The sequence below is a fragment of the Kribbella sp. NPDC003557 genome (assembly GCF_040610805.1).
Classification (GTDB): Bacteria; Actinomycetota; Actinomycetes; order Propionibacteriales; family Kribbellaceae; genus Kribbella.
This window is the reverse complement of sequence record NZ_JBEXMY010000003.1, coordinates 40,720-65,997: the sequence shown is the minus strand read 5'-3', so window position 1 is coordinate 65,997 and position 25,278 is coordinate 40,720. Positions and strand designations below refer to the sequence as shown.

General features: G+C 70.9%; 30 protein-coding genes and 1 riboswitch. Of the genes, 20 read left to right on the top strand and 10 right to left on the bottom strand.

Translation table 11 applies throughout. The annotated features are described in order from the left end of the window. Positions 1–102: 102 nt before the first annotated feature. Positions 103–720 (bottom strand): DNA-binding protein, encoded by a 618-nt coding sequence (locus ABZW60_RS12165; RefSeq protein ID WP_355476018.1) that lies wholly within the window; start codon positions 718–720, stop codon positions 103–105. Positions 721–829: 109 nt separating this feature from the next. On the opposite strand from ABZW60_RS12165, the gene ABZW60_RS12160 reads away from it, so the two are divergent. The 8 genes from ABZW60_RS12160 (at position 830) to ribH (ending at position 9,557) form a co-directional block, all read left to right on the top strand. Beyond that, the gene (locus ABZW60_RS12160; protein WP_355476016.1) at positions 830–2,743 is read left to right on the top strand and encodes a VWA domain-containing protein; all 1,914 of its coding nucleotides are present in this window, start codon (positions 830–832) and stop codon (positions 2,741–2,743) included. 10 nt (positions 2,744–2,753) lie between these two features. After that, positions 2,754–3,887: a protein kinase gene (locus tag ABZW60_RS12155; RefSeq protein ID WP_355476014.1), complete on the top strand. Its 1,134-nt coding sequence runs from the start codon at positions 2,754–2,756 to the stop codon at positions 3,885–3,887. 47 nt (positions 3,888–3,934) lie between these two features. Continuing rightward, the gene (locus ABZW60_RS12150) at positions 3,935–5,146 is read left to right on the top strand and encodes an MFS transporter (protein ID WP_355476012.1); all 1,212 of its coding nucleotides are present in this window, start codon (positions 3,935–3,937) and stop codon (positions 5,144–5,146) included. 57 nt (positions 5,147–5,203) lie between these two features. Continuing rightward, positions 5,204–5,337: riboswitch (FMN riboswitch) on the top strand. Between the two features lie 181 nt (positions 5,338–5,518). Further along, positions 5,519–6,547 (top strand): bifunctional diaminohydroxyphosphoribosylaminopyrimidine deaminase/5-amino-6-(5-phosphoribosylamino)uracil reductase RibD, encoded by a 1,029-nt coding sequence (ribD, locus tag ABZW60_RS12145; protein ID WP_355476010.1) that lies wholly within the window; start codon positions 5,519–5,521, stop codon positions 6,545–6,547. Then, a complete protein-coding gene (locus ABZW60_RS12140) occupies positions 6,548–7,174 on the top strand; it encodes a riboflavin synthase (protein ID WP_355476008.1) in 627 nt (208 codons plus the stop codon). Next, the gene (pnuC, locus tag ABZW60_RS12135) at positions 7,171–7,845 is read left to right on the top strand and encodes a nicotinamide riboside transporter PnuC (protein WP_355476006.1); all 675 of its coding nucleotides are present in this window, start codon (positions 7,171–7,173) and stop codon (positions 7,843–7,845) included. The genes ABZW60_RS12140 and pnuC overlap by 4 nt, the downstream gene beginning before the upstream one ends. Further along, complete coding sequence (locus ABZW60_RS12130) at positions 7,846–9,084, top strand: bifunctional 3,4-dihydroxy-2-butanone-4-phosphate synthase/GTP cyclohydrolase II (protein WP_355476004.1); 1,239 nt, start codon at positions 7,846–7,848, stop codon at positions 9,082–9,084. Next, on the top strand, positions 9,084–9,557 hold the full coding sequence (gene ribH / locus ABZW60_RS12125) for a 6,7-dimethyl-8-ribityllumazine synthase (protein ID WP_355476002.1): 474 nt from the start codon (positions 9,084–9,086) through the stop codon (positions 9,555–9,557). Before ABZW60_RS12130 ends, ribH begins: the two co-directional genes overlap by 1 nt. Before the next feature lie 252 nt (positions 9,558–9,809). On the opposite strand, the gene ABZW60_RS12120 is transcribed toward ribH, so the two are convergent. Next, complete coding sequence (locus ABZW60_RS12120) at positions 9,810–9,950, bottom strand: hypothetical protein (RefSeq protein ID WP_355476000.1); 141 nt, start codon at positions 9,948–9,950, stop codon at positions 9,810–9,812. A gap of 378 nt (positions 9,951–10,328) precedes the next feature. Then, positions 10,329–11,291, bottom strand: a complete 963-nt coding sequence (locus ABZW60_RS12115) for a hypothetical protein (protein WP_355475998.1) — start codon at positions 11,289–11,291, stop codon at positions 10,329–10,331. Between the two features lie 61 nt (positions 11,292–11,352). Between ABZW60_RS12115 and ABZW60_RS12110 the strand changes: the two genes are divergently transcribed. The 3 genes from ABZW60_RS12110 (at position 11,353) to ABZW60_RS12100 (ending at position 13,533) form a co-directional block, all read left to right on the top strand. Beyond that, positions 11,353–12,318, top strand: coding sequence for a WYL domain-containing protein (locus ABZW60_RS12110; protein ID WP_355475996.1), 966 nt, complete (start codon positions 11,353–11,355; stop codon positions 12,316–12,318). 91 nt (positions 12,319–12,409) lie between these two features. Next, a complete protein-coding gene (locus tag ABZW60_RS12105; RefSeq protein ID WP_355475994.1) occupies positions 12,410–13,048 on the top strand; it encodes an NAD(P)H-binding protein in 639 nt (212 codons plus the stop codon). Continuing rightward, positions 13,048–13,533 carry an anthrone oxygenase family protein gene (locus tag ABZW60_RS12100; RefSeq protein WP_355475992.1) on the top strand — a complete coding sequence of 162 codons (486 nt, stop codon included), beginning with the start codon at positions 13,048–13,050 and terminating at the stop codon, positions 13,531–13,533. Before ABZW60_RS12105 ends, ABZW60_RS12100 begins: the two co-directional genes overlap by 1 nt. Here ABZW60_RS12100 and ABZW60_RS12095 read toward each other — a convergent pair. Then, positions 13,519–14,511 carry a P1 family peptidase gene (locus tag ABZW60_RS12095; RefSeq protein ID WP_355475990.1) on the bottom strand — a complete coding sequence of 331 codons (993 nt, stop codon included), beginning with the start codon at positions 14,509–14,511 and terminating at the stop codon, positions 13,519–13,521. The genes ABZW60_RS12100 and ABZW60_RS12095 overlap by 15 nt on opposite strands. A gap of 18 nt (positions 14,512–14,529) precedes the next feature. On the opposite strand from ABZW60_RS12095, the gene ABZW60_RS12090 reads away from it, so the two are divergent. From ABZW60_RS12090 to ABZW60_RS12075, 4 genes are read left to right on the top strand one after another with little or no spacing between them, the layout of a single operon-like run. Beyond that, positions 14,530–15,222 (top strand): MBL fold metallo-hydrolase, encoded by a 693-nt coding sequence (locus ABZW60_RS12090; RefSeq protein WP_355475988.1) that lies wholly within the window; start codon positions 14,530–14,532, stop codon positions 15,220–15,222. Between the two features lie 49 nt (positions 15,223–15,271). Next, positions 15,272–15,535, top strand: coding sequence for a phosphoribosyl-ATP diphosphatase (locus tag ABZW60_RS12085; RefSeq protein ID WP_355475986.1), 264 nt, complete (start codon positions 15,272–15,274; stop codon positions 15,533–15,535). 58 nt (positions 15,536–15,593) lie between these two features. Next, positions 15,594–16,442: an ATP phosphoribosyltransferase gene (hisG, locus tag ABZW60_RS12080; protein ID WP_355475984.1), complete on the top strand. Its 849-nt coding sequence runs from the start codon at positions 15,594–15,596 to the stop codon at positions 16,440–16,442. A gap of 14 nt (positions 16,443–16,456) precedes the next feature. Continuing rightward, positions 16,457–16,924: a PH domain-containing protein gene (locus ABZW60_RS12075; RefSeq protein WP_355475982.1), complete on the top strand. Its 468-nt coding sequence runs from the start codon at positions 16,457–16,459 to the stop codon at positions 16,922–16,924. Here ABZW60_RS12075 and ABZW60_RS12070 read toward each other — a convergent pair. Beyond that, positions 16,902–17,786, bottom strand: a complete 885-nt coding sequence (locus tag ABZW60_RS12070; RefSeq protein WP_355475980.1) for an aldose 1-epimerase family protein — start codon at positions 17,784–17,786, stop codon at positions 16,902–16,904. The two genes, ABZW60_RS12075 and ABZW60_RS12070, sit on opposite strands and share 23 nt — an antisense overlap. 84 nt (positions 17,787–17,870) lie before the next feature. Here ABZW60_RS12070 and ABZW60_RS12065 point away from each other — a divergent pair, with 84 nt between their 5' ends. The 3 genes from ABZW60_RS12065 to ABZW60_RS12055 are packed head-to-tail and all read left to right on the top strand — an operon-like array spanning position 17,871 to position 19,926. Continuing rightward, positions 17,871–18,206, top strand: coding sequence for a YciI family protein (locus ABZW60_RS12065; protein ID WP_355477597.1), 336 nt, complete (start codon positions 17,871–17,873; stop codon positions 18,204–18,206). Beyond that, positions 18,206–19,432: an RNA polymerase sigma factor gene (locus ABZW60_RS12060; RefSeq protein ID WP_355475978.1), complete on the top strand. Its 1,227-nt coding sequence runs from the start codon at positions 18,206–18,208 to the stop codon at positions 19,430–19,432. The genes ABZW60_RS12065 and ABZW60_RS12060 overlap by 1 nt, the downstream gene beginning before the upstream one ends. A gap of 41 nt (positions 19,433–19,473) precedes the next feature. Further along, positions 19,474–19,926, top strand: a complete 453-nt coding sequence (locus ABZW60_RS12055; RefSeq protein ID WP_355475976.1) for a group II truncated hemoglobin — start codon at positions 19,474–19,476, stop codon at positions 19,924–19,926. On the opposite strand, the gene ABZW60_RS12050 is transcribed toward ABZW60_RS12055, so the two are convergent. Next, entirely contained in the window at positions 19,905–20,579 is a 675-nt protein-coding gene (locus ABZW60_RS12050; RefSeq protein WP_355475974.1) for a hypothetical protein, read from the bottom strand. The genes ABZW60_RS12055 and ABZW60_RS12050 overlap by 22 nt on opposite strands. Beyond that, positions 20,566–21,063 carry a hypothetical protein gene (locus tag ABZW60_RS12045; RefSeq protein ID WP_355475972.1) on the bottom strand — a complete coding sequence of 166 codons (498 nt, stop codon included), beginning with the start codon at positions 21,061–21,063 and terminating at the stop codon, positions 20,566–20,568. The genes ABZW60_RS12050 and ABZW60_RS12045 overlap by 14 nt, the downstream gene beginning before the upstream one ends. An 88-nt stretch (positions 21,064–21,151) precedes the next feature. On the opposite strand from ABZW60_RS12045, the gene ABZW60_RS12040 reads away from it, so the two are divergent. Further along, entirely contained in the window at positions 21,152–21,646 is a 495-nt protein-coding gene (locus tag ABZW60_RS12040) for an SseB family protein (protein WP_355475970.1), read from the top strand. Position 21,647: 1 nt separating this feature from the next. On the opposite strand, the gene ABZW60_RS12035 is transcribed toward ABZW60_RS12040, so the two are convergent. After that, positions 21,648–22,073: a DUF1707 domain-containing protein gene (locus ABZW60_RS12035; protein ID WP_355475968.1), complete on the bottom strand. Its 426-nt coding sequence runs from the start codon at positions 22,071–22,073 to the stop codon at positions 21,648–21,650. Between the two features lie 117 nt (positions 22,074–22,190). Between ABZW60_RS12035 and ABZW60_RS12030 the strand changes: the two genes are divergently transcribed. After that, positions 22,191–22,898: a TetR/AcrR family transcriptional regulator gene (locus ABZW60_RS12030; protein ID WP_355475966.1), complete on the top strand. Its 708-nt coding sequence runs from the start codon at positions 22,191–22,193 to the stop codon at positions 22,896–22,898. Here ABZW60_RS12030 and ABZW60_RS12025 read toward each other — a convergent pair. Continuing rightward, positions 22,895–24,058: a glycosyl hydrolase gene (locus ABZW60_RS12025; protein WP_355475964.1), complete on the bottom strand. Its 1,164-nt coding sequence runs from the start codon at positions 24,056–24,058 to the stop codon at positions 22,895–22,897. The genes ABZW60_RS12030 and ABZW60_RS12025 overlap by 4 nt on opposite strands. A 167-nt stretch (positions 24,059–24,225) precedes the next feature. Beyond that, entirely contained in the window at positions 24,226–25,242 is a 1,017-nt protein-coding gene (locus ABZW60_RS12020) for a LacI family DNA-binding transcriptional regulator (protein ID WP_355475962.1), read from the bottom strand. Positions 25,243–25,278: the final 36 nt, after the last annotated feature.

The window sequence follows — 25,278 nt, the reverse complement described above, 5'->3', positions numbered from 1 at the left end:
CCTGCCGCAGCAAGCCAACACCAGGCCCGCGGCCCGCATTCCGTCCTGACGAAGCGTGAGACGGCGCCGAATGTCTACTCCGGTTGTGCTATATCAGAGCGATCAGCCGTGATGCCGGTCATAGTGCGCGAGCGCGTCGGCGGTCCGACCGGTGCCGTAGGCAAGTAACAGCTCGGCCACCCCGGGTGACACCGCGGCCGCCGCGGTGGCCGCCCGCTGGATCTCGTCGGCGGACGCGACCGCCCGGAACAGGTCCTGCAGCTCCCGGACGACGGCGCGGGCCGACGGCGCCAGGGCCGGCGACACGTCGGGCGGCCCGCCGGGGATCGTCAGCGGGCGCACGAACCGGGCCGGCGGATCGACGGGCTGCCCGGCCGGGGCCGATCGCTGCAGGTGCGCGGTCGTCGGCCGTGTGTAGGCGCTGGTGGCGGCGCGGATGCCGTCCAGCTCATGGGCGATGTGCTCGGGCTCGATACCGCCGGCCACGGCCAGGTCGGCGAGCTCGGACACGGCCCGCAGCCGGGACACGACGGCGGGATTGCCGATCTTCACCCGCTGCGCGCTGACCAGCTGCGAGAGCATCGGCGCGGACAGCCCGATCACCTGCGCGAGCCCGCCCTGGGTCAGGCCGAGCGCCGCGGTGATCCGCCGGACCACCTCGCCCAGCGGCTCGCCGTACAACTCGACCTGCTGCTGCAGGTTCTGCGCCGTCTGCTCCATGCAAAGATCTTCGCATTCGCGAACCCGAATATCCAGCCTGGAACCGACTTGACATTTGCGATAGCAAACTGCGAAGGTTTGCGGCAGCGAATCTCAGCGGAGGACAACGATGACGACTCACCAGGCTCACCGCCGCCCCGCGGTGTGGGCGCTCCTCGCCGTCACGCTCGCCGCCGTCCTGGGCGGTCTGACCGCGCCGGCGGCGCTGGCGGACCCGGCCCCGATGGGCGGCAGGCTCGTGCTGGTGCTCGACTCGTCCGGCTCGATGGCGGAGCCGGCCGGCGACGGGCAGACCAAGATCGCGGCCGCGCGCACCGCGCTGACCAGCGTGGTGAGCAAGCTTCCGGACGGCGCCGAGGTCGGCCTCCGGGTGTATGGCGCGACCGTGTTCAAGCGCACCCAGGCCGGCGCCTGCACCGACACCCAGCTGACCGTCCCGATCGGCACCGGCAACCGGCCGCAGTTGCAGGCGGCGATCGCCAGGTACAAGCCTTTTGGTGAGACGCCGATCGCCTACGCCCTCCAGCAGGCGGCGAAGGATGTCGGGCCGGTCGGCCAGCGCACGATCGTCCTGGTCTCCGACGGTGAGGCCACTTGTGCGCCCGAGCCGTGCGCGGTCGCGCGGTCGATCGCGAAGCAGGGCATCGATCTGAAGATCGACGTCGTCGGGTTCCGCGTCGGCGGGAAGGCGCGCAGCCAGCTCCAGTGCGTGGCTCGCGAAGGCCGCGGCGACTACTACGACGCGGACTCGACCGTCGACCTCGAGGCGGGCCTGGACCGGTTGTCCACCCGCGCGTTCCGCCCGTTCCGGCTGTCGGGCACGCCGGTGCGGGGCGCGGCGCAGCAGGAGGGCGCGCCGGTGCTTGCCCCCGGCCACTACCTGGACACGTTCGGCACCGACCGGACCGCGAGGTACTACACGATCAAGCGGACGATGGCGAAGTCGACGCTGCGGGCCGGGATCAGCTTCCGGCGACCGGTCCCCGGCGGCTCGGTGATCGAGGCCGCGGTGAAGCTGAACACCCTGAGCGGTGAGACGTGCGGCTGGAGCTATCCGCTGTCGTTCGAGGGTGAGCAGGGCGTCGCCACCGGTTCGGCGTCCAGCTGGGCCGGGGACTACCCGAAAGAGTGCGCGACCGACGAGCAGTTGGTGCTCACGGTCTCGGGCGGCAGGGACTTCGCCCAACTCAAGTCCGCGCCGTACGAGTTGCGTGTCGACGAGGAGCCGGCCGTCGAGTCCACCGCGAACCTGCCGGCCGAGGCGGGGGATCCGGCGTGGACGCCGATGCCGGGGGCGACGCCGCGCGAGATCGTCCCGGGCTCGAGCTTCGCCGACGCGCCGCTGGTCGCCGCCGGCAGCTACAAGACCACGCTGATGCCCGGCGAGGTCCAGCTCTACAAGGTGAAGGCCGACTGGGGCCAGCGGATCCAGGCGCAGGTGTCCGTCCCGGAGCTCGGCGCGGCGACCAGGAAGGCCGTGGACGTCGGTCGGTATCTCGATCTGGACGTGATCTCGCCGACCGGGGAGGACGTGTACGCCGTGTTCGCGAAGAAGGTGCCCAGTGGGGCCGGCAAGCGCGCGGTGCTCGACCCGAACGGCACGGTGAAGGGGATCACCACGAAGGAGATCCGGTACCTGAACCGCGACGGTGCGAACAACCAGGACACCGGGACGTCGCTGCCGGGGGAGTACTACGTCGCGGTGTCGATGACGCGGAAGACGGACGACAAGGCGTTCACCGTTCCGATGACGCTGACGGTCGGCTTGGTCGGCACGGCGGGAGCGGGCAAGCCGACGTACGTGGACGGCGCGACGCCGGTGGCCGGCGAGTCCGTGACACCGAGCAGCACCCCGTCGCCGGAGTCGGGTCAGCCCAACCAGGCGAGCGGTCCGGTCCAGGGGCGGGTCGACGGCGGCGACAGCGATGACAGTGCGCCGGTCGCTCTGGTGGCGGGTCTGGCCGGCGGTGGTGTCGTGCTCCTGATGGTTGGCGCGCTGCTGGTGGTCCGGCTGCGGCGGTAAGTTCTGGGCGGTGGAGGCGTTTGCGGGCCGGTATCGGCTGATCGACCTGATCGGGACCGGCGGCATGGGGTCGGTCTGGCGGGCGTGGGATCTGCGGCGGTCGACCTTCGTCGCCGCGAAGGTTCTCGGCCAGCACGATGCGGCGACGCTGCTGCGGTTCGTCCGGGAGCAGTCGCTGCGGATCGAGCATCCACACGTGGTCGCTCCGCACGGGTGGGCCGCGGACGACGACAAGGTCGTGTTCGCGATGGACCTGGTCCGGGGTGGTTCGGTGGCGACCCTGCTCGGCGATCACGGTCCGCTGCCGCCGGCGTACGTCGCCGTACTGCTGGATCAGTTGCTGTACGGGCTGTCCGCGGTGCATGCCGCCAGGGTGGTGCACCGGGACGTCAAGCCGGCCAACCTTCTGCTCGACGTGACCGGGACCGGGCGGCCGCACCTGCGGCTGTCGGACTTCGGTGTCGCCGGTCTGCTCGACGAGCCGCGGATGACCCGCCACAGCACGGTCCTCGGGACGCCCGGCTATCTCGCACCCGAGCAGCTCGCGGGCGCGGACCCCGATCCCCGGCAGGACCTGTACGCCGTCGGCGCCGTCGCCATCGAACTCCTCACCGGCGAACGCCCCGACGCAACCGGCCCACTCCCGCAGCTGGACGGCCCACTGGGCGACTTCATCAACAACCTCACGGCCAAAGACCCGTCCGACCGTCCCGACTCCGCCACCACCGCCGGCCGCCTGCTGTCCGCGACGGGAGCCGTCCCACCCCAGCCCGCCACTCCCTGGGCCCAAACCCCCGACACCCCCGAAGTCTTCGACCAACTCCCACCCCTCCCCGCCGACTGGACCTCCACGACCCCGCCGAAGGCACCCAACGCACCGACCCCGCCGCACGCCCCGGGCACCGCCGTCGGCGCGACCGCCGTGGCCGGCTACCCCGCCACCGTCAGGTGGGCTCCCGCGCCCCCGCCGAACGCACCCAACCCACCGCACGCCCAGACCGCCTCGGGCGGCCGGGCCGCCGCCGGGCGAAGCTCGTCCGGCGGGCGGGGTGGGTCGGGCAGGTTGTTGTGGGTGGTGGCTGTGGCTTGTTTCGTGGGAGCGGCCGGGCTGCTGGGGAGCGCTGCCTGGTTGCTGTTGCGCTGACGGAATTCCACCGGACGGCGGGCGCGGTGCGTGGAAGACTTCTGGTGATGGATGCGCCAGTGGTCACCGCGCCGAGGACCGGTCGGCTGACGTTCCTGATCGCCGCGCTGGCGATCACGACGACCGTCGGGTACGGCGTGCTCACCTACGCGTTCAGCGCCCTCGTCGGGCCGATGAGCAACGAGCTCTCCGTCTCCACGACCACCGCGGTCGGCGCGTCGACGATCGCCGTCCTGGTCAGCGGCCTCATCTCGATCCCGGTCGGCCGTCGGCTCGACGTCCGCGGCGGACGCGGCCTGATGACGTCCGGCTCACTTCTCGCCGCGGCCGCCGTCCTCGGCTGGTCGCAGGTCCAGAACACCGTCCAGCTCTACGCCGTTTTCGCAGTGATCGGCGTCGCGAGCGCCATGGTCCTGTACCCGCCCGCCTTCGCCGTCGTGGTCGCCGTTGCCGCCCCGACGGCCCGGACGAGCTCGATCCTCACCATCACGATGGTCGGCGGCCTGGCCAGCTCGATCTTCATCCCGCTCACCGGCTACCTCGCCCACTCCCTCGGCTGGCGCGCCGCGCTGCTGGTCCTGGCCGGCGTCCTCGCCGTCATCACCATCCCGCTGCACTTCCTCGCCGTACCCGGGCAAGCGCCACGACCCGCGACCACGAAACACCCCAGATCACCGGCCAGAGTGCTGCACGATCCCGGGTTCTGGCTGCTCGCCGGCGCGTTCGTCGTACACAGCGCGGGGCTGGCCGTGATCGCGGTCCACCTGGTCCTCTACCTCGTCAGCCTGGGGCATCCGCCGGCGCGGGCGGCGAGCCTGGCCGGACTGCTCGGCCTGATGTCGGTGACCGGGCGGTTGGTGGCCAGCGTGTCCGCCCGGTGGTTGCCGATGGCGACGGTCACCGCGCTGATCCTGGTCGTCCAGGGCGTCGCGGTCGCGCTGCTGCCGGCCGTCGGACGCCACGTCGGCGGGGCGATCGCCTGCCTGGTCCTGTTCGGCCTCGGTTTCGGGGTGTCGTCGATCGCGACCCCGGCGATCCTGCTCGACCGGTACGGCGCGAGCGGCTTCGGCACGATCGCCGGGATGCTCGGCACCCCGACCACGATCGCGAAGGCCGTCGGGCCGCTCGCCGGCGCCGCGCTGGCCGGCGCGTTCGGGTACCGGCCGCTGATCCTCGCTGTGGCCGTCGGCTGCGCGCTGGCAGGTGCGGCGCTGGCACTCACCCGGCGACTGGTTCCGCCGGCGTCGACCAGGATGTGACCTGGGTCGTGGTGCGGGTTGCGGAGGAGGGCATACTTGAAACACGAGTGAACCCACTCGCGTGCTCCGGGGTCGGTGTAATTCCGAGCCGGCGGTAACAGTCCGCGACCCGGTCGCTGCGGTATGGCGACCGGTTGACCTGGTGGAATTCCAGGACCGACGGTGAAAGTCCGGATGGGAGGCGCACGCGGTCGGCGGGTGCGCTCTGGCGCCCTACGGCGCGGAGCGTGGGCTGTGACGGCCCGCGGGACGCGACGGCGAAGGTCCGGCGACGGGCCGGGTGCCGGGACCGGTGAGGTCCCGGCGGGCGGTGGAGCGGACGTGCCGGCCGGAGGCCCCGGAGTGCGTCCGTGACGACGAGGGGCCCCAGCAGTGAACGACGCGTCGCCGATCGACATCGCCTGGATGAGGCGTGCTGTCGAGTTGGCTGCGAGAGGTGTCGGCAGCACCCATCCCAATCCGGTGGTCGGGTGTGTGATCACCGGCCGCGACGGCCATCCGGTGGGCGAGGGCTTCCATGCCGTTGCCGGCGGCCCGCACGCCGAGGTCGAGGCGCTCCGGATGGCCGGCGACCGCGCCCGCGGCGGGACGGCGTACGTCACGCTCGAGCCGTGCAACCACACCGGCCGGACCGGTCCGTGCGCGGATGCGCTGATCGAGGCCGGGATCGCGCGCGTCGTGTACGCCGTCCCCGATCCGAACCGGACCGCCGCGGGCGGCGCCGAGAAGCTGCGGGCCAAGAACATCGAGGTCGTCGAGGGCGTCCTGCGCTCCGAGGCCGAGGCGGTCAACTACGTCTGGCTGCACAGCGTGCGGGTCGGCCGCCCGTTCGTCACCTGGAAGTTCGCGACCACGCTCGACGGGCGGTCCGCGGCGCCGGACGGGACCAGCAAGTGGATCACCGGCCCGATCGCCCGGGCCGACGTGCACCGGCTGCGGGCCGAGTGCGACGCGATCGTCGTCGGCACCCAGACGGTGCTGAACGACGACCCCGAGCTGACGGTCCGCGACGAGAACGACGTCCCGGCGGCGCGGCAGCCGCTCCGGGTGGTCGTCGGTGACCGCGAGATCCCGCCGACCGCGCGAGTCCGCAACGACCGCGCGGAGACCCTGCTGCTGCCGACCCACGATCCCGCCGAGGTGCTCCGGCAGCTGGACGACCGGCAGATCCGGCACCTCTGGCTCGAAGGCGGCCCGACGCTGGCCGCCGCGTTCCTGCGCGCCGGTCTGGTCGACCAGATCGTTGCGTACGTCGCCCCGGCCGTGCTCGGCTCCGGCTACGCCGCGGTCGGCGACCTCGGCGCGGAATCGATCGACCACCTGCGGCGGTTCAAGCTAGCGGACGTCACCCGCCTCGGCGACGACGTCCGGCTGACCCTGGTTCCTCTGGGAGGAAAGTAGATGTTCACCGGCATCATCGAAGAACTCGGCACGGTCGAGTCCCTGGATCTGCTGGACGGTGACGCCGCGCGGCTCACCATCCGCGGTCCGAAGGTGACCGAGGACGCCGCGCACGGCGCCTCGATCGCGGTCAACGGCTGCTGCCTGACGGTGGTGGAGTACGGCGGTGGCGTGTTCACCGCGGACGTGATGCGCGAGACGCTGCAGCGGACCAGCCTCGGCGGCCTGGAGAAGGGCTCGCCGGTCAACCTCGAGCGGGCCGTCGCCGCGCACGAGCGGCTCGGTGGCCATATCGTCCAGGGCCACGTCGACGGCACCGGCACGATCGCCTCCCGCACCCCGGCCGAGCGCTGGGAGGACGTCCGGGTCGCGACGTCCCCGGAGATCCTGCGGTACGTCGCCGAGAAGGGATCGATCGCGATCGACGGCGTCTCGCTGACCGTGACCGACGTCGACGACGCGACCGGCACGTTCGGGGTCAGCCTGATCCCGACCACGCTCGAGCTGACCGTGCTGGGCGCGAACAAGGTGGGCGACACCGTCAACCTCGAGGTCGACGTGATCGCGAAGTACGTCGAGCGGCTGCTGACCGCCGGCACCGGGCAGGACAACGGAGGCGAGAAGTGAACGCGATCGACTGGCTGTTGCACTCCCAGGTGACGATCGCCGGGTCGCCGGTGCTGGTCCGGGAGATCGTCGGCAACGTGTTCGGTCTGGCCAGCGCGCTGTTCGGCATGCGCCGGCTGGTCGCCGCGTGGCCGGTCGGCATCGTCGGCAACGTGCTGCTGTTCACCGTCTTCGTCGGCGGGATCTTCGACACGCCGCAGGACAAGGACCTCTGGGGCCAGGCCGGCCGCCAGGTGTTCTTCGCGCTCGTCAGCCTGTACGGGTGGTACCGCTGGTACCAGACCCGTCACCACGGCGCGGACAAGGGTGTGCAGCCGCGCTGGGCGACGACGCGTGAGCGGCTCGAGCTCGGCGGTATCGCCGTGGTGCTGTACGCGATCGCGTACTTCGTGCTGCGCGAGCTCGGCTCGTGGGGCCCGCAGTGGGACGCGTGGATCCTCACCGGGTCGATCCTGGCGACGTACGGGATGGCGCGCGGCTTCGTCGAGTTCTGGCTGATCTGGATCGCCGTCGACGTGGTCGGCGTACCGCTGCTGATCCAGGCGAAGTTCTACCCGTCCGCGTCGATGTACATCGTGTACGGGCTCTTCTGCGTGGTCGGCTTCGCGTCGTGGTGGAAGATCCAGAACCGTGAGCGGATCGAGACTCCTGAACCGGTGGTGGTGGGTTAGATGGGTGACGTGCTGAAGCTCGACACGATCGAGCACGCGATCGAGGAGATCCGCGCCGGGCGGCCGGTGATCGTCGTCGACGACGAGGACCGCGAGAACGAGGGCGACCTGATCTTCGCCGCCTCCAAAGCGACGCCGGAGCTGCTGGCGTTCCTGATCCGGTACAGCTCCGGTGTGGTGTGTGTGCCGATGGAGGGCTCGGAGCTCGACCGGCTCGGGATCCCGCTGATGACGCCGCACAACCGGGAGCGGATGCGGACGGCGTACACGATCTCGGTCGACGCGCGCGACGGCATCTCCACCGGGATCTCCGCGGCCGACCGGGCGCGGACGATCCGGGTGCTGACGGACTCCGCCTCCGAGCCGTACGACCTGGTGCAGCCCGGGCACGTGTTCCCGCTGCGCGGTCGCGAGGGCGGCGTCCTGGTCCGCCCCGGACACACCGAGGCGTCGATCGACCTCGCGCGTATCGCCGGACTGACGCCGGCGGCGGTGATCTCCGAGATGGTCAACGACGACGGGACGATGAAGCGCGGCCCCGAGCTGCGCGCGTTCGCCGACGAGCACGGGCTGGTGCTGGTGTCGATCGACGACCTGATCCGGTACCGGCGCCGCACCGAGTCCCAGATCCAGCGGGTCGCGACGACGACCCTGCCGACCCGGTACGGCGACTTCGTTGCCCACGGCTACCGGAACGTGGTGGACGGGTCGGAGCAGCTCGCGCTGGTCCGCGGCGAGATCGGCGACGGGCCGACGCTCGTGCGGCTGCACTCGGAGTGCCTGACCGGCGACGTGTTCGGTTCGCTGCGCTGCGACTGCGGGCCGCAGCTGGACGAGGCGCTCCGGCAGGTCGCCGCCGAGGGCGGTGTCGTCGTCTATCTGCGCGGCCATGAAGGGCGCGGGATCGGGCTGCTGCACAAGCTGCAGGCGTACGAGTTGCAGGACGCGGGCCGGGACACCGTCGACGCGAACCTGGACCTCGGGTTGCCCGCCGACGCCCGCGACTACGGCACCGGTGCGCAGATCCTCGCCGACCTCGGGGTGACGTCGGCGCGGCTGCTGACGAACAACCCCGACAAGCTCGCCGGTGTGCAGGGCTACGGCATCGACGTGGTCGAGCGCCGCGGGATCTTCATCGACCCGACCGAGCACAACCTGCGGTACCTGCGCACCAAGCGCGACCGGATGGGCCACCACCTGCCAGGTGGCGTGTTGACCGAAGAGAACGGAGCCGGCTGATGTCGGGCAGTGGAGCACCCACCATCGAGGCACCCCGCGTGGACGGCGCCCGGGTCGCGATCGTCGCCGCCCAGTGGCACCCGAAGGTCACCGACGGCCTACTCGCCGGCGCCCTCCGCGCACTGGAAGACTCCGGCGTCACCGACCACGCCGTGATCCGCGTACCCGGGTCTTTCGAACTTCCCGTCGCGGCTTTGCACGCCGCGAAGTCCGGCTACGACGCCGTCGTCGCGCTCGGCGTGGTGATCCGGGGCGACACCCCGCACTTCGAGTACGTCTGCCAGGCCGCGACCGAGGGCCTCATGCAGGTAGGCGTCAGCACCGGGGTGCCGGTCGGCTTCGGCGTACTCACCTGCGACAACGACCCCCAGGCGCTGGACCGAGCCGGCCTCCCCGACAGCCGCGAAGACAAAGGCTACGAAGCCACCCAAGCCGCCCTCTCCACCCTGGCCGCCGTCCGCGCACTGGGGTAGCCGACCCGCGCGTGCTAAGCAGCCGCTACTTCGTCGCTGCGTTCCTCAACGCGGCTGCTCCGCGCGCTCCCACCCGCCCTCCGGCTTGGTGCCGGTGCATCTTTTGCCCGCTGCCGCGGGCGGGTGGTCGGCTGCCGCCGACGCCTGCGGGCTGCCGCCCGCGGTTGGCTGCCAGCGGGTGTCCGCGGACGAGTGGACTGTTGTGGCGGGGCTGTGGCTCTGGACCGGTGGTGTGCGCGCGGAACGCCATTCTCAGGGCTTCGTCGTGGACGGCGAACGGCTCGACTGGGTGCTGAGGCCGTTGCTCCTCGGCCGGCGCATCGCTGTGCCGCTGCCGAACGCCCAGAACGTCTTCCCGCCGGTGAGCGCGTCGGTGACCAGGCATCCGTCCACACCGCTACCTCAGTCGTCGGGCATCGGCAGCTCGACAGTACGTATAGGCCCACTGGCGCCGCCCGCACGCCTGGCGCTGCGCCCACCGCCGGGGCAGTGGGCGTATAAGTACAGTCGAGCTGCACAGCTAGACGGTCGTCCCGCCACTGAAGGCCCAGCCAGAACGCTCCGCTCATCCGCGGACACCCGCCGGCAGTCACCCGCGGGAGGCAGCCCGCAATCGTCCGCGGCAGCCGACCATCCGCCCGTGGCAGCGGGCAACAAACAAGCCGGCGCTCAGCCGGACGGTGGGTGGGCGCGGCGGAGGAGCGCAGCGACGACAGAGCGACTGCGAAGCATGCGTGGGGACGACCGCGCTCGCCCGCCGGCCGGACCAGCTCACCCGATGCGCGTGTGTTCCATGTACCAGTTGGTCGTCCAGGTCTTGCCCTCATCGGTGGAGAAAGCCTGTTCCCAGGCCGCCTTTTCCTCGCCGGGCGTCCACAGGAAACGGACGTCGATGGGTTGGCCGTCCCAGTCGTCCGGGCCTTCGAAGGTGCCGGTGCCGTCGGCGGCGAAGGTGCCGATGACGGGGGATTCGAGGCGGCCGCGTTGGCTGTTGATCCAGTGGATGGACCAGGTTTTCGCTTCGGGGTCGTACAGGCGGAACGTGGCGCCGCGGAAGCCTTCGCTCGGGAACCAGCCTTCGTCGAAGCTGATCGCGCCGTCGAAGTAGGTGGTGGCTTCCATCGTGGCGTCGTGTTCGTACCACTCGAAGGGCTCGCCGAGTACGGGGCGCCGGCGGCGGTTGTGGAAGGACCAGCGGCCGACGAGGAAGTCGAAGTCGTCGGTCAGTTTCGGGACGTCGAGGGCGGGCGGGGGCGTCGGGCGCCGGGTGAAGTCCATGATCCAGTTGGTTTCCCAGGTCTCGCCGCCGTCGTCGGAGTACGCCTGCTCCCAGTGGGCGGTGTCCGCGGTGATGTCGGACCACTCGTAGCTGCACAGGATCGGGCGCCCGTCGTGGGTGTCCTCGCCGACCAGGCGGCAGCGTGAGCCGTCGGCCGCCCAGCCGCCGTGCACCGGTGGGTACAGCTTCATCGTCGTGCTGTTGACCCACCAGATGCTCCACTGCTCGCTCACCGGGTCGAACAGCCGCAGCGACAGCCCGTACGAGCCTTTGGTCGGGAAGCGCATCTCGTCGATGCTGATCTGGCCGTCGAAGTACGTGCGCGCGGTGGTGGTCCCGTCGTACTCGAGCCACTCGTCGCACCCCGCGAACGCCTCTTTGAGCGTGCGGTGGCGGACGTCGAAGTACCCGTTGAGGAAGTCGAAATCGCCGGTCACCTTGGTCCAAGTCGTCATGCTGCCAGCCTGCGAGCAAAACCTGACAACCCATGGCAGTGATCAGGACTAACCTCGGAGTATGCGTTCGAGCCGGCTGTTGTCGATCCTGCTGTTGCTGCAGACGCGGCGGCAGCTGACCGCGCGTGAGCTCGCCGACGAGCTCGAGGTGTCGCTGCGGACGATCTACCGCGACGTCGAGGCGCTCGCCGCGGCCGGGGTCCCGGTGTACGCCGACCAGGGCCGCGCGGGTGGGTACCGGCTGGTGGAGGGCTACCGCACCCGCCTGACCGGCCTCACCGAACAAGAAGCGGCCGCGCTGTTCCTCGTCGGCATGCCGGGCGCCGCCGCGGCACTCGGGCTCACGGCAGAGACCAGTGCCGCCGAACTCAAACTGCTAGCAGCGCTGGCGCCCGACCAGCGGGACCGCGCCGGGCGGCTGAAGAACCGCTTCCACCTCGACCTGCCGGCCTGGTACCAGGAGGCCGAGGACTCGCCGCACCTGTCCGCGATCGCCGACGCCGTGCTGCACGACCGCCGGGTCAAGGTCCGGTACCGCCGGTGGGAGGAGCCGCGCGAGGTCGAGCGGATCCTGGAGCCGTACGGACTCGTCCTGAAGAACGGCAGCTGGTACGTCGTGGCCTCCACGCCCGGCGGCCTGCGCACGTATCGCGTCTCGAACATCCTCGACCTGACGCCGACCGACGAGGGGTTCGACCGCGCGAGCGACTTCAACCTCGTGGGCTTCTGGCAGCACCACCTGGAAGGGTTCGACCGCGCGCGGTTCACCGGCGATGCGGTCGTCCGCGTGTCGGCGCGGCTCGCGGGACGGATGTACGACGTCTCGTTCCCGACCCTGGTCAAGGCGGTCGCTGCGGCGACGCCGGAGGCCGACGGAAGTGTCGTGGTGACGATCCCGATCGAGTCGATCGGCAACGCCGCCGCGTCGCTGAGCCGGTTCGGCGACGCGGTCGAGGTGCTGGAACCGCCCGAGCTCCGGGCCGAGCTCGCCGATCTCGCCCGCAGAATCGTCCAGCTCTACTCCTGAGCCGCTCCCGTGGCGCGCATCACCTGATTCTGTCTTTCCCATATATTACGAATTTCGTACTATATGGATCACGGAAGAGGAGGCGATGAGCATGAGGATCACGGTGTTCGGCGCGACCGGCGGGATCGGCGGTCACGTCGTGGGGCAGGCGCTCGACGCGGGGCACAAGGTGACGGCGGTGGTGCGGGCGTCGTCGGCGTTCGAGCTGGAGCATCCGTCGCTGGAGGTGGTTCGCGTGCCGGGGCTGGACGCGGCGGAGCCGCTGCGCGAGGCGGTCGACGGCAGTACGGCGGTGATCTCCGGGGTGGGACCGCGCGGGCGCAAGGACGGGCCGGTCGCGTCCCGCAGCACGCAGTCGATCCTGGCCGCGATGGAGGCGGTCGCGGTCCGGCGGTTCGTCGCGGTGAGCGCCGCGCCGCTGGGGCCGATCCCGCCGGACGAGGGCTTCCTGAACCGGCGGCTGCTGTATCCGCTGATCAACGCGATCGCCGCCGACGTGTACGCCGACCTCCGCGTGATGGAGGCGGACATCCACGCCAGTACGACGGACTGGACGATCGTGCGCCCGCCGAAGCTCACCAACCGGGCGCTGACCGGCCGCTACCGGACGGTCGTCGGCGGCACGGTGCCGCGCAGCTACTCGATCTCGCGCGCGGACACGGCGCACCTGATGCTCGCGGTGCTCGACGACCCGGCAACCGTCGGTCAGCCGATCGGGGTGGGGTACTGATGGCGCTCCGCGGGGTGAGTCTGTTCTTCAGCGGGCTGTTCGCGGGGTTCCTCGTGTGTGTGATGGTGCTGGAGAACTCGCTGCGGTCGTTCGGCGCCGCCGTTTACACACAAGTACGACTGGTGGAGCTGGACTCGTTGGACAAACTGGCGTCGGTGACACTGATCCCGGCGCTCGTCACGACCGTCGCGCTGGCGATCTGGAGCCGCGGTAACAGTCGACGGTCGGCGTTCGTCGCGGCCGCGCTGCTGGTGGTTGTGTTCGTGACCACGTTCGCGGTGAATCTGCCGATCAACTCCGACCAGTTGTCGTGGTCGGTCCAGCAGCCGCCGGCGGACTGGGCCGCTGTTCGCGATCGGTGGCAGGCTGCGCATGCGGTCCGCACGGTCGCGGCCGTACTCGCCTTCGTCGTGCTCGTCAGCACGGCGGTACGTCGCCGCGAAGCCGCCCGTCCGCGGGTGCCGGCCGACTCAGTGGCCGGCTAGTGCGTCGGTGATCAGATGGTGGGGGAGCGCCCGGGCGGTGCGGCCTCGGAAGCCGGTGGTGGTGGTCGCCATGGTCAGTGAGTTGAGCAGGGCTTCCTCGGTTGCCTCGGTCACTGCTTGGAACGGAGCGCGCAGGTCGCGGTCGGCGTAGGACGCGGCACGGGCGGTGGTGAAGGCGATCGCGTAGTCGCCGCTGCCCGGGGCGTAGTCCGATCCGACGCGGCCCATCGCGAAGATCGCCCGCCGGGCCAGCCGTCCGAGCTGCCGGGAGTCCAGCGGCAGGTCCGTCGCCACGACGATCATGCAGGAGTTCCCGTCCGCGTCGATCCGTGGTGCCGGGATCGGCCGGCCGAGGACGGTCAGGAGCCCGGAGAAGTTGGCCTGAACCAGAACCCCGACCGCCCCAGGCACGCCGCCCACCCCGGGTGCGGGCCGAAGCGAGCGGGACGCAGTACCTATGCCGGCTTTGAAGCCAAGTGCGGTCGTGCCGGTGCCGGCTCCGACGCATCCCTCGGCGGGCAGGGCGGACGATGCCGTGTCGAGGGCGGTGTGGACGTCCGCAGAGGTGACCGGACGCCGACGGATGTCGGAGAGGTAGCCGTCATTGGTTTCGCCGACGATCGGGTTGAGGCTGGTGGCCCGCGGGTCGCGGTCCAGGAGCCAGGTGATCAGCGCGTCGGCGACGCGGAACGTGCTGAGCGTCCCGGTGAGCAGGATCGGCGTCTCGATCACCCCGAGCTCGTCCAGCTGTGTGGTCCCGACGAGCTTCCCGTACCCGTTGCCGACAGCAACCGCGGCCGGTAGCGCGTCCGCCCAGCCGTCCGGGACGATCGCGGTCACCCCGGTGTTCAGCCCGTCGCCGGTGATCGTGGTCTGGCCGACCAGGACGCCCGGGACGTCGGTGATCGCGTTGAGCGGCCCGGTGGGCAGCGTTCCGACGACGACGCCGAGCTCGCGGACTCTCCGTGGACTGTGCATCCAGCTATCGTCGGCCACATGCTGCAGCACCTGGCCGGCCGGGTCTGGATCTACCCGCACGACCCGGATCCCGACGCGATCCGCCCGTCCGTCGCCGTGATCGCCGACGACCGCGGCAGCGTCCTCGTCGACGCCGGCAACAGCCCCGAGCACGCCCGCGCCATCGGTACGGCGATCGATGCGGCCGGACTGCCCGCGCCGAGGTGGCTCGTCTACACCCACCACCACTGGGACCACACCTGGGGCGCCTGCGCCTGGCCCGAGGTCACCGTCGTCGCGCATTCCACCGCCACCGACCTGCTCGCCGCAGAGGCCGAGCGCCCGTGGAGCCACCGCTACCTGCACGACCAGGTCCAGGCCGACCCGAAGCTCGGCCCGAGCTTCCGCGCCCGGGCCCTCGCGGTCCCTGACTGGACCGGCTTCCGCGTCGTCCCGCCGGTGCAGACCTTCGACGACACCCTCACGCTGCCGACCGACGTCGTACTCCGGCATGTGGGCGGCAACCACGCACCCGACTCCGTCATCGTGGTGGCGGACGGCGTCGCCCTGCTCGGTGACGCGTTCTACCCGCCGCCGTACCACCTCCGCGGCCCCGACGACACGGCCGACTACGCCATGATCAAGCAGTTCCTGTCCGAGCAGCACGCCTGGTACGTCGACGCCCACTCGCCGCCGCGCCGCCTGTCCGAGGCGCTCAAGCAGTCCGGCTAGCGGACCTGGAGGCCGGCCGTGCGACCGCGCACCGTAGGCTGGGCGCGCGATGAAGAGTTTTGAGGAGCTGTTTGCCGAGCTGGGTGAGAAGGCGGCGACACGGCCGGAGGGTTCCGGGACCGTGGCGGCGCTGGATGCCGGCGTGCACGCGATCGGCAAGAAGCTGGTCGAGGAAGCCGCCGAGTCCTGGATGGCCGCCGAGTACGAGAGCAAGGAGCGGGCCGCGGAGGAGCTGTCACAGCTGCTCTACCACGCCCAGGTGATGATGCACGCGCTCGGCCTGGAGCTCGACGACGTGTACCGACATCTGTAGGAGCGACTCTGCGCGACTCCGTACAGATCACCGGTTCATTCATCGAAAGGGCAGTGCCATGCTGCGCGTCGCAGTACCGAACAAGGGCTCGCTGAGCGAAGCCGCCACCGAGATGCTCGTCGAGGCCGGCTACAAACAGCGCCGGACCACCAAGGACCTCACCCTCACCGACGCGGCCAACGAGGTCGAGTTCTACTACCTCCGCCCGCGCGACATCGCCGTGTACGTCGGTGAGGGCACGCTCGACGTCGGCATCTCCGGCCGTGACCTGGTGCTCGACTCGCACGCGGACGCGGACGTGATCATGGGCCTCGGATTCGGCTCGTCCACGTTCCGGTTCGCCGGCCGGCCCGGTGTCGCCGACTCGATCAAGGACCTGGCCGGCAAGCGGATCGCCACGTCGTACGCCGGGGTGCTGCAGGACCACCTGGCCGAGAACGGCGTCGACGCGGCGGTCGTGCGCCTCGACGGCGCCGTGGAGTCGGCCGTCCAGCTCGGCGTCGCGGACGTGATCGCCGACGTCGTCGAGACCGGTACGACGTTGCGCCAGGCCGGGCTCGAGGTGTTCGGGGAGCCGATCCTGCAGTCCGAGGCGGTGCTGATCAAGCGGCACGGTGTCGAGATCCCGCCGAACGGCCTGCAGCAGCTCGTCCGCCGGCTCGAAGGCGTCCTGATCGCGCGCAACTACGTGATGATGGACTACGACATCCGCGCCGAGGACGTGGACGCGGCCACCGCGGTCGCACCCGGCCTGGAGTCGCCGACCGTCTCGCCGCTGCACCGGCAGGGCTGGGTCGCCGTCCGTGTCATGGTCCAGCGGGCCGAGGCGCAGCGGCTGATGGACCAGCTCTGGGAGGTCGGCGCGCGCGCGATCCTCACCACCGACATCCACGCCTGCCGGATCTGAGACCCGCCGCCGCCATGTCCGCGTCGACCGACAGCTTGTTCGTCTTCCATCCACGGATCGTGGCGGCGATGGCGGCCGGTATGGGGTTGTCGCTGATCGCCGTGTTCGGGGTGATCTGGTTCCGGCTGTCGCCGGAGGACCGGGCCCTGTTCGACTGGTTCCAGCGGCTCACGCTGCTGGCCTTCTTCGGCGCGGTGCTCTGGATCCTGTACCGGATGTCGACGCTGCGGGTGACCGCGTACCCGGACCGGCTGCGGATCCGGAACGTGTTCAAGTCGTACACGCTGCCCTGGTCGGAGGTCACCGCGCTGCGGTTCCGGCCGGGGGACGCTTGGCTGCAGCTCTTCGATGCCGACGACAACCGGATCGGCATCCTCGCGGTCCAGGCCGCGGAGGGCGCGCGGGCGACACGGGCCGCCAAGCAACTGGCGGCGGTCGCCCGCGAGCACGGCGCGGGTCCTAGACGGACACCTGAAAACTAGTCGTGTGTGACTCGCCGGGCTGAAGTACGACGAGGTCCTGGCCGCTGCGGAACGCGTCCGGCGGGCAGGTCATCGGCTCGACCGCGAGTGCCGCACGCCCGACCGCTTCGCCGGTGAACAGCTGCATCCACGGGGTGTCGCCCGTCAGCACGGCCCGCGCGCCGCTGTCCGGATCGGTCAGCGAGACGGACCACTCGCCGTCCAGCCCGGTGAAGGCGTTGTCGATCGAGGTCGCCCCGATCAGCCGCCCGCCGTGGAAGTCGTACGGCGTACCGTCGACCGGCGTGAGGCCGACGGGAGACATCCGGTCCGCCGACACTTCCAGACGATCGGCCGCGGTGAACTCCAGGACGCACTCGTCGATCGGGCGTCCGACGGTCAGATACGGATGGGCTCCATAGCCGTACGGCGCCGACGCCCTGCCGATGTTCGTCGCGGTTGCCGTCACCGTCAGCCGGTCCGTGAGCTGGTAGGTGAGGCGGAGGTCGAGCTGTTGGGGGTAGCCGGGCTGGCCGTGCAGGCGGTGGGTGGCCACGACAACAGCCGGGTCCGAGCCGTCGTCGGCGCGGGTCCAGTTGGCCCAGCGGGTCAGGCCGTGGATCGCGTTCTGCCGGGCGGGCTCGGTCAGGGACAGCTGCTGGTCGGCGCCGTCGAACGTGTACTGCCCGTCGGTGATCCGGTTCGGCCAGGGAAACAGGTGCTGCCCGAGCCCGGCATGCGCCGACTCGTCCTCGGCGTACCCGAGCAGGACGGGCCGCCCGTCGTACGTCAGCTCGCGCAGCCCGCCGCCGACACTGACCACGACCGCCTCGTACCCGCCGCCGCGGAGGACCCACTGCTCACCGGAAGGCAAAACACTCATGACTTCATTATCGGTGTCCATCGGGGGCGACCCCATTCGTGGTGATGCTGTAGACACGCTGACAGGAGGTACGACGTGAAGTACATGCTGCTGATCAACGCCGGTGAGCTGGACCTGCAGGACGCGCCGGTGGGGTGCGAGCCGGAGGACTGGATGCGGTTCGACAAGGAGATCCAGGACGCCGGCGTGGTGGTGGCGTCCGAGTCGCTCGCCGATCTGGTCACCGCGACCCGCCTCGAGGTCGCCAACGACGGCCGGCGCACGGTCACCGACGGGCCGTTCGCGGAGACCCGGGAGGTGCTCGGCGGGTTCTACGTGATCGACGTACCGGACCTGGACGTCGCGCTCGACTGGGCCGCCAAGTGCCCGGGGTCGCGGGGCGGCGGCTCCGTGATCGTCCGACCGGTCGCCGACTTCTGATGAACCAGGTCGAGGCGGTCTTCCGGGAGGAGCGCGGCCGGCTGCTGGCCGCGCTCGCCCGGCGCTTCGGGGACCTCGACCTGGCCGAGGAGGTCACGTCGGAGGCGATCGAGGCGGCGCTGACCCGCTGGCCTGTCGACGGCGTCCCGCCGAACCCGGGCGGCTGGCTGATGACCACGGCCCGGCGGAAGGCGGTCGACCGGCTCCGGCGCGACCAGGTGTACGCCGCGAAACTCGCGATCCTCCAGGTCGAGGCGGACCGCGCCGCGCCGCAGGCCGCCGGCGACGACCTGCCCGACGAGCGGCTGCAGCTGTTCTTCACCTGCGCGCACCCCGCGCTCGCCCCGGAGGATCGCGGCGCGCTGACCCTGCGCTGCCTGGCCGGGCTGACCACGCCGGAGGTCGCGCGGGCGTTCCTGGTCCCGACCGCGACGATGGCCAAACGGATCGTCCGCGCGAAGAAGAAGATCCGGGAGGCGCGGATCCCGTTCCGGGTCCCCGGGCCGGACGAGCTGCCGGAGCGGCTGCCCGGCGTACTGCAGGTGATCTACTCGGTCTTCACCGAGGGGTACGCCGCGAGCGCCGGGCCGTACCTGCAGCGCCTGGACCTCGCCGAGGAGGCGATCCGCCTGGCCCGCATCGTGCACCGGCTGCTCCCCGACGCGCGCGAAGTCACCGGCCTGCTCGCCCTGATGCTGCTGATCCACGCCCGCCGCGACGCCCGTACCGGCCCGGACGGGAGAATCGTCCTGCTCGAGGACCAGGATCGCGGCCTCTGGGACCACGACGTGATCGCCGAGGGCCGTGACCTGGCTGTCGTCGCGCTCACCGGCGGTCCGCCCGGTCCGTACGCCGTCCAGGCTGCCGTCAACGCCCTGCACGACGAGGCGGCCGATTTCGCCGGCACCGACTGGCCGCAGATCGTCCAGCTGTACGACGTCCTGCTGGAGCTCGACCCGTCGCCGGTGGTCGCGCTGAACCGCGCCGCCGCGATCGCACTCCGCGACGGGCCCGCCGCCGGCCTCGAACTCCTCGACGAGCTGGCCGACGAGCCCCGGCTCCAGGACTACCATCCGTACGCACTGGCGCGTGCGGACCTGCTGCACCGCCTCGGCCGGGTGCCGGAGGCGTCCGCGGCCTACCAGCACGCGCTCACCCTGGCGGGCTCGGAGCCGGAGCGCGAGCACGTCCGGCGCCGGCTGGCTCAGCTCGAACCCGACGCCTGACGGTTGTCAGTGGTGCTCGGCCGCGGCCAGGATGGGGCGTCATGGAGAGCGTCTACGAAGCGGCGGGTGGGGCCGACGCCATGATGCGGCTCGCGGCCGCGTGGCACGAGCGGGTGATGGCGGACGAGATCGTCAGCCACGCCTTCCACGGCGGGGTCCGGCCGGACCACACCGAGCGGCTGGCGGCGTACTGGGGCGAGGCCCTGGGCGGCCCGCCCGTCTACACCGAGTCCTACGGCAGCGAGGCGTCAGTGCAGCGCCGCCACGCGGGCAACGGCGAGCACGACGAGATGAACCATCGCGCGATCGACTGCTTCGACGCGGCGCTGGCCGATGCCGGCATCGACGACGAGCGGGTCCGGTCGGTCATGCACGACTACTTCGCTTGGACCACCTTCAACACGATGTACCGGCACAACAGCGAGGACATCGACGACGGCCAGGCCGTCACGCGGTGGTCGTGGGACGGCCGTCAGGACGCGGCTGAGTCGTGAGGCGGTAGCGCCACCGACGTGGCAACCAGTTCGAGCGCGGGGTCGAAGGGCGTCGACGGGTTGCCGTCGACGATGACGTGGGCGCGCGAGCGGGTGGCCTGCTCGGCGAAGTGGTCGCGCTCCCAGCGCATCCACTCGAGCCAGTGGTCGCGCAGGGCCTCGCCGTCGCGGTCGATGCCGCGATCCAGCCGGACCTCGTTCGACGTCTCGACCCACACGCGCAGCGACTGCCAGTGCGCCGCATCCCGGTCGCAGGCGGTGACGCCCTCGACGATCAGCAGGTCGACGGTGTTCGGGACGACGTGCAGCTCGGCGTACGCGCCCTGGTGCCAGTCGTAGCGCCGGTACCGGCCCTCGCGGCCGTCGGCCAGCCGCTGCAGGACGTGGTCGCGGAGCAGGGCGAAGCCACGCTCGGCTCCGGTCCAGCCGTCGTACAGGTCGTCCATGTGGATGACGTACGTGTTCAGGTCGCGCAGCTTCGCGCGGGCCTCGACATGGGCGGCGACGGTGGTCTTGCCGGAGCCGGCCGGTCCGTCGATGCCGATCAGATGCGTCCGGCCCAGTCGGGGCGAGCCGGCCTGGACGTTGTCCAGCAGTGAGTCGATGGTCAGGGGCGTAGGGCCTTGGTCAAGGGCCTTGTCAGTTGATTCCATGGCGCTTCAGGATGTCCTCGATCTCGTCGAACTCCGACGATTCCTGCTGCTTCGCCTTCCCCTTTGACGGTTTCGCAGCTTTGGCGGTGGTGGCTGACGCGGGCGCTGGGCCCGTGGACGTCAGCTCTCCCGCGGGCGAGGCGGGTTTCTTCTGTGCCTTCTCTGCCTTCTGGTTCCCACCGCGGCCGCGGGCCACACCGGAGACGACGTACAGCACGACCGAGACGCCGAACAGCGCGACACCGGCCCACACGCTCGGCGAGAAGATCAGGTGGGTGACCCAGCTCACGGTGGAGCGGACCACGTCCCAGACCAGCTCCAACAGCCCGGTCAGGTACAGCGAGACCGGCAGCAGGGACCAGGCCACACCGCGTGTGCCGGCCGCCACCCCGCGGCGCCGCCAGGCGGCCCACGAGCCGATCAGACCGAGCAGCGTGAGGCCTACGCAGAACGGCAGCAGCGTCAAATCGTTGAAGTCAGGCACATACCCAGGCTCGCACAGTTGGACCGCGATCCAAGAGGGGAAGAGCCCTGACGCACCCCTGAAACCGCGGTCCGGGGACAATGGAGCCGTGCAACCACCACAGCGGAGACTGGCGTTCACCGGGTTCGACAACGACGACGGGTCGGCCGATCCGGCGCTGGCGCAGGCGCTCGCCACGCGCGACGAAGGAGCGGTGCTGGCGGCGCTCACCAAGGCGCGGCTACTGGTGCCGGTCGTGGCCATGCTCGGCGAGGTGGAGTACGACGAGAAGGGGCTCGCGCACGACAAGACGTCGGACATGGCCGTCGCGCTGCTGCAGGGACAGGACGGGCGGAACGCGCTGCTCGCGTTCACGGGCACCGAGAGTCTGGCCCGCTGGAGTCCGGACGCGCGCCCGATGCCGGCCCAGGCACAGCTGGTCGCCACCGCGGCGGTCCAGGAGGGCGCGGCCGCGATCGTGCTGGACATCGCCGGCCCGGCCGCGGGCGTGATCGAGACCGACGACGTACGGCGCCTGGCCGCCGGCCTCCAGGTCGTGCGGCTGGAGGACGGCAGCTACGCCTGGATCGAGGTCACCGAGTAGTTCACCGGGTGACCAGCACGTCGGACTTGCGGTGGTACGACTCGTTCGTCCACCACAGGATCGCGACGACCGCACCCAGACCCAGGTCCGACCACAGCCACCACGGGCTGTCGAAGTGGCCGAACATCGCCAACGACGCCCAGACCACGAACTGCACCACACAGGTGACCAGCCAGACGCCGGTCACGACCCGGAGCGCCGTGGTCAGCCCGCGCGGCGGGATCGCGTCCGCGACGCCGGCGAGGATCATCCGGAGCTCGCCGCGGGTCCGGGCGGCGAGCACGCGGTCCTGCCGGTCGCTCGCCTGGGACGGGGTCAGCGCGGCCTGCCGTACGGCGCTTTCCAGTTTGGAGATCGCCGCGCGCCGGTCGGCGTCGGTGAGCGTGACCTGGTCGGGGGTCAGCAGGGGCTCGAGCAGCGTGTTCATGGTCGTGGTCCTTTCAGCGGGTTCCGATAGCTAAAAGCGTAGGGATTGCACAGTTAGGCCGCCCGGTGCTCAGGACCCGTTCCCGGGTGGTGCTACCACCCCTGTCACGATGAACGTATGACCGACCCTCTGCCGCCCGGGCTCGAGCTGTCCTGGGGCGTCCTGCCGGGGCAGCGGCGCGGGCCGAAGCCGGCGCTGTCGATCGAGCAGATCGTGGCCACCGGCATCGAGTTCGGCGACCGCTACGGGTTCGAGGCGGTCTCGCTGCAGCGGATCGCGGCGCACCTCGGCGTCACCACGAACGCGATGTACCGCTACCTGCGGTCCAAGGAAGAGCTGATCGTGCTCGTCCACGACAAGGCCGTGGGCCTGCCGCCCGAGCTACCGGCCGGCTGGCGCGCGGCGGCGATCGCGTGGGTCGACGCGCAGGTCGAGCTGTACGCCGAGCGCCCGTGGCTGCTCGACATCCCGATCCGGGGCGCGCCCGTCACTCCGAACCTGCTGCGTTGGGTCGAGGCGATGCTCGCGGCGCTCGCCGAGACAGGACTCAGCCAGCATGACAACCTCGGCTGCTTGGTGCTCCTGGACGGCTGGGCGCGGAACTACGCGGCCATGGCCCGTCAGCTCGGCGCGAGCGACAACACGCCGGTCCAGGCCGAGCAGGTCGGCAAGTTCCTCGTGCCGCGGCTGATCGAGGGCGGCTACCCGACGCTGACCGCGTTGTACCTCGACCACGAGTACGAGGACGAGCTCGACGACGACCTCGAATTCGGGCTGGCCAGGATCCTCGACGGTATCGAGGTCCTGATCACGCGGACCGGCTAGGGCAGGGCGATGCGGACCGGCCCGTCGGCGCGGGCCGCGACCCAGCGCAGGTGGAATTCGCTGCCGGGGGCAACTTCCGCGCGGCGGCCGGGTTCGGCGCGGAGGTCGATCGGCGCGGTCAGCGTGGTCACGGCGGGTTGCTCTGGTACGCCGTTCGCCCTGACGTCTGCGATCACGTCCGCGAGCGCCTGGGCGGCCGGCTTGCGCTGGTGGCCGACGGTGAACAGGCCGAGGTCGTACTCGCGGTCCGGGAAGTCGAGCAGGCGGCGGTCGATGTCGTGCGAGGACCACCACGTCACGCCGTACAGCGCCGGGTTCGGGAGGACGAGCTCGACGGTCCGGCGGGTGAACTCCGCCTGCAGGTCGACCGGGATGTCGGGCCCCGGTACGCCGATCTCCTGCAGCCAGACCGGCCGCTGCGGAGCGAGCGACTTCGCGAGCTCGATCAGGTAGTCCGCGTGCGTCAGCGTGGCCGGACCGAGGGGACCGTCCACTCGTGAGACCCCGTTGAAAACCCACGAGTGGACAGTGGTCAGATCCCCGAGGTCCACCGCGTCGGCCGGGTGGAACGGATGGTCGCCCTGGTACCAGGCGTCATCGAAGACCGAGTGCAGCGCGAGGACCTCGGGCGCCGCCTTCTTCAGCGTGGCCAGCAGCTCCTGCGCCCAGGCGGTCGAGGCCGCCGGCGTGGTCGGGCTGTCCGGCCAGAGGTTGTTGACCTCGTTGCCGAGCGTTATCGCGAAGACGTTCGGCTTCGCGGCGACCGCGCGGGCCACGACGTCGACGTACGCCGTGAGTCCGTCGCGGACCGTGCTGTCCTCGAAGAGGCTGCTCTTGTGCCAGGTCAGCACCCACGACGGGAGGAAGTCGAAGCTGGACAGGTGGCCCTGGATCAGGTCGACCGCGACACCCAGCCCGTGCTCGGCGGCCGCGTCGATCGTGTCCAGCAGGTCGGCGATCGCCCGCTCGCGGATGATCGCCCGGTTCGGCTGGATCCACGGCCAGACCGGGAACACCCGGACGTGGTCGAGGCCGATCGCGGCCAGGTCGGCGAAGTCCCGCCGGACCGCGTCGCCGTCGTAGTCCAGCCAGCTGTAGAACCATCCCGCCGACGGAACGTAGTTCGCACCGAACCTGGGCACGACGGTCTCCAAAGCCATGAGGAGGATGCTAAATCGGTTTAGGCTCGAACAGCAACTGCACCCCCCGTTGCCTCTTGAGTTGGAGGGTTGCCTACCAAGAATCTGAGGGGGCAACCCTCCGGCTGAGTGGGCATGCCCTGAGTTGGGGGGGTTGCCCCAGGCGGGGGTGCGGGGGACCGGAGGGGTCAGCTGGGGGGTGCGGTGGATTCGCGGACGGTGAGGACGGGATCGGCGGTCCGGCGGTTGATCACCGTGCCGGGCTCCGCGATGGTCTCGAGCAGCACCTCGGCCGCCTGCCGGCCGAAGTCGAAGGTGTCGCGGGACAGCGCCGTCAGCGCGGGGTGCATCAGCTGGGTGAGGATCGAGTCGTCGAACGCGACGATCGACAGGTCACCCGGGACCGACACGCCCATCTCCATCGCGACCCCGAGCCCGGCCACCGCCATCACGTCACTGTCGTAGACGATCGCCGTCGGGCGGCCCGGCTGGGACAGCAGCTTGCGGGTGATCGCAGCGCCCTCCGCGTCGCTGAAGTCCGTGGTCAGCGAGGGCGCGTCGAGCAGTCCGAGCCGGGGCGCGGCGTCGCGGACGGCGCGGATCCGGCGCTGGGTGTGCTGGAAGTTCGGCGTCCCGGCCACGTGGGCGATCCGGCGATGGCCGAGCGCGGCCAGGTACTCCACGATCGACAGCATCGCGTCGCGGTCGTCGGCCCAGACCGAGGCGAGCGCGCCCTTGCCGCCGCGGCCGCCGATCACCACGGCCGGCAGCTCGAGCGCCTTCAGCTCGTCGACCCGCGGGTCCTTCACGGTCAGGTCGACCAGGATCACGCCGTCGACCCGGTGCTCCGAGGCCCACCGCCGGTACACCTCGATCTCGGCCGCGGTGTCCTCGACGATCAGCAGCTGCAGCGAGATCGACTCCGCGGACAGCCCCGACTGGACGCCGGACAGCAGATGCGCGAAGAACGGCTCGACGCCGAGCGTGCGGGCCGGCCGCGCGATCACCATGCCGACCGAGTCCACCCGGGACGCGCCGAGCGCTCGCGCCGCACTGTGCGGCCGCCAGCTCATCTGCTCGGCGATCTTCAGGATCCGCTCGCGGGTCGCGTCGCTGACCCCGGGCCGTCCGTTCAGCGCGAACGACACCGCGCCCTTGGACACCCCGGCCCTGGTCGCGATGTCCGCGATCGTAGGTCTCGCCATCTCGTACCTCCTGCCCTTGACAGCGGATTCTACGAT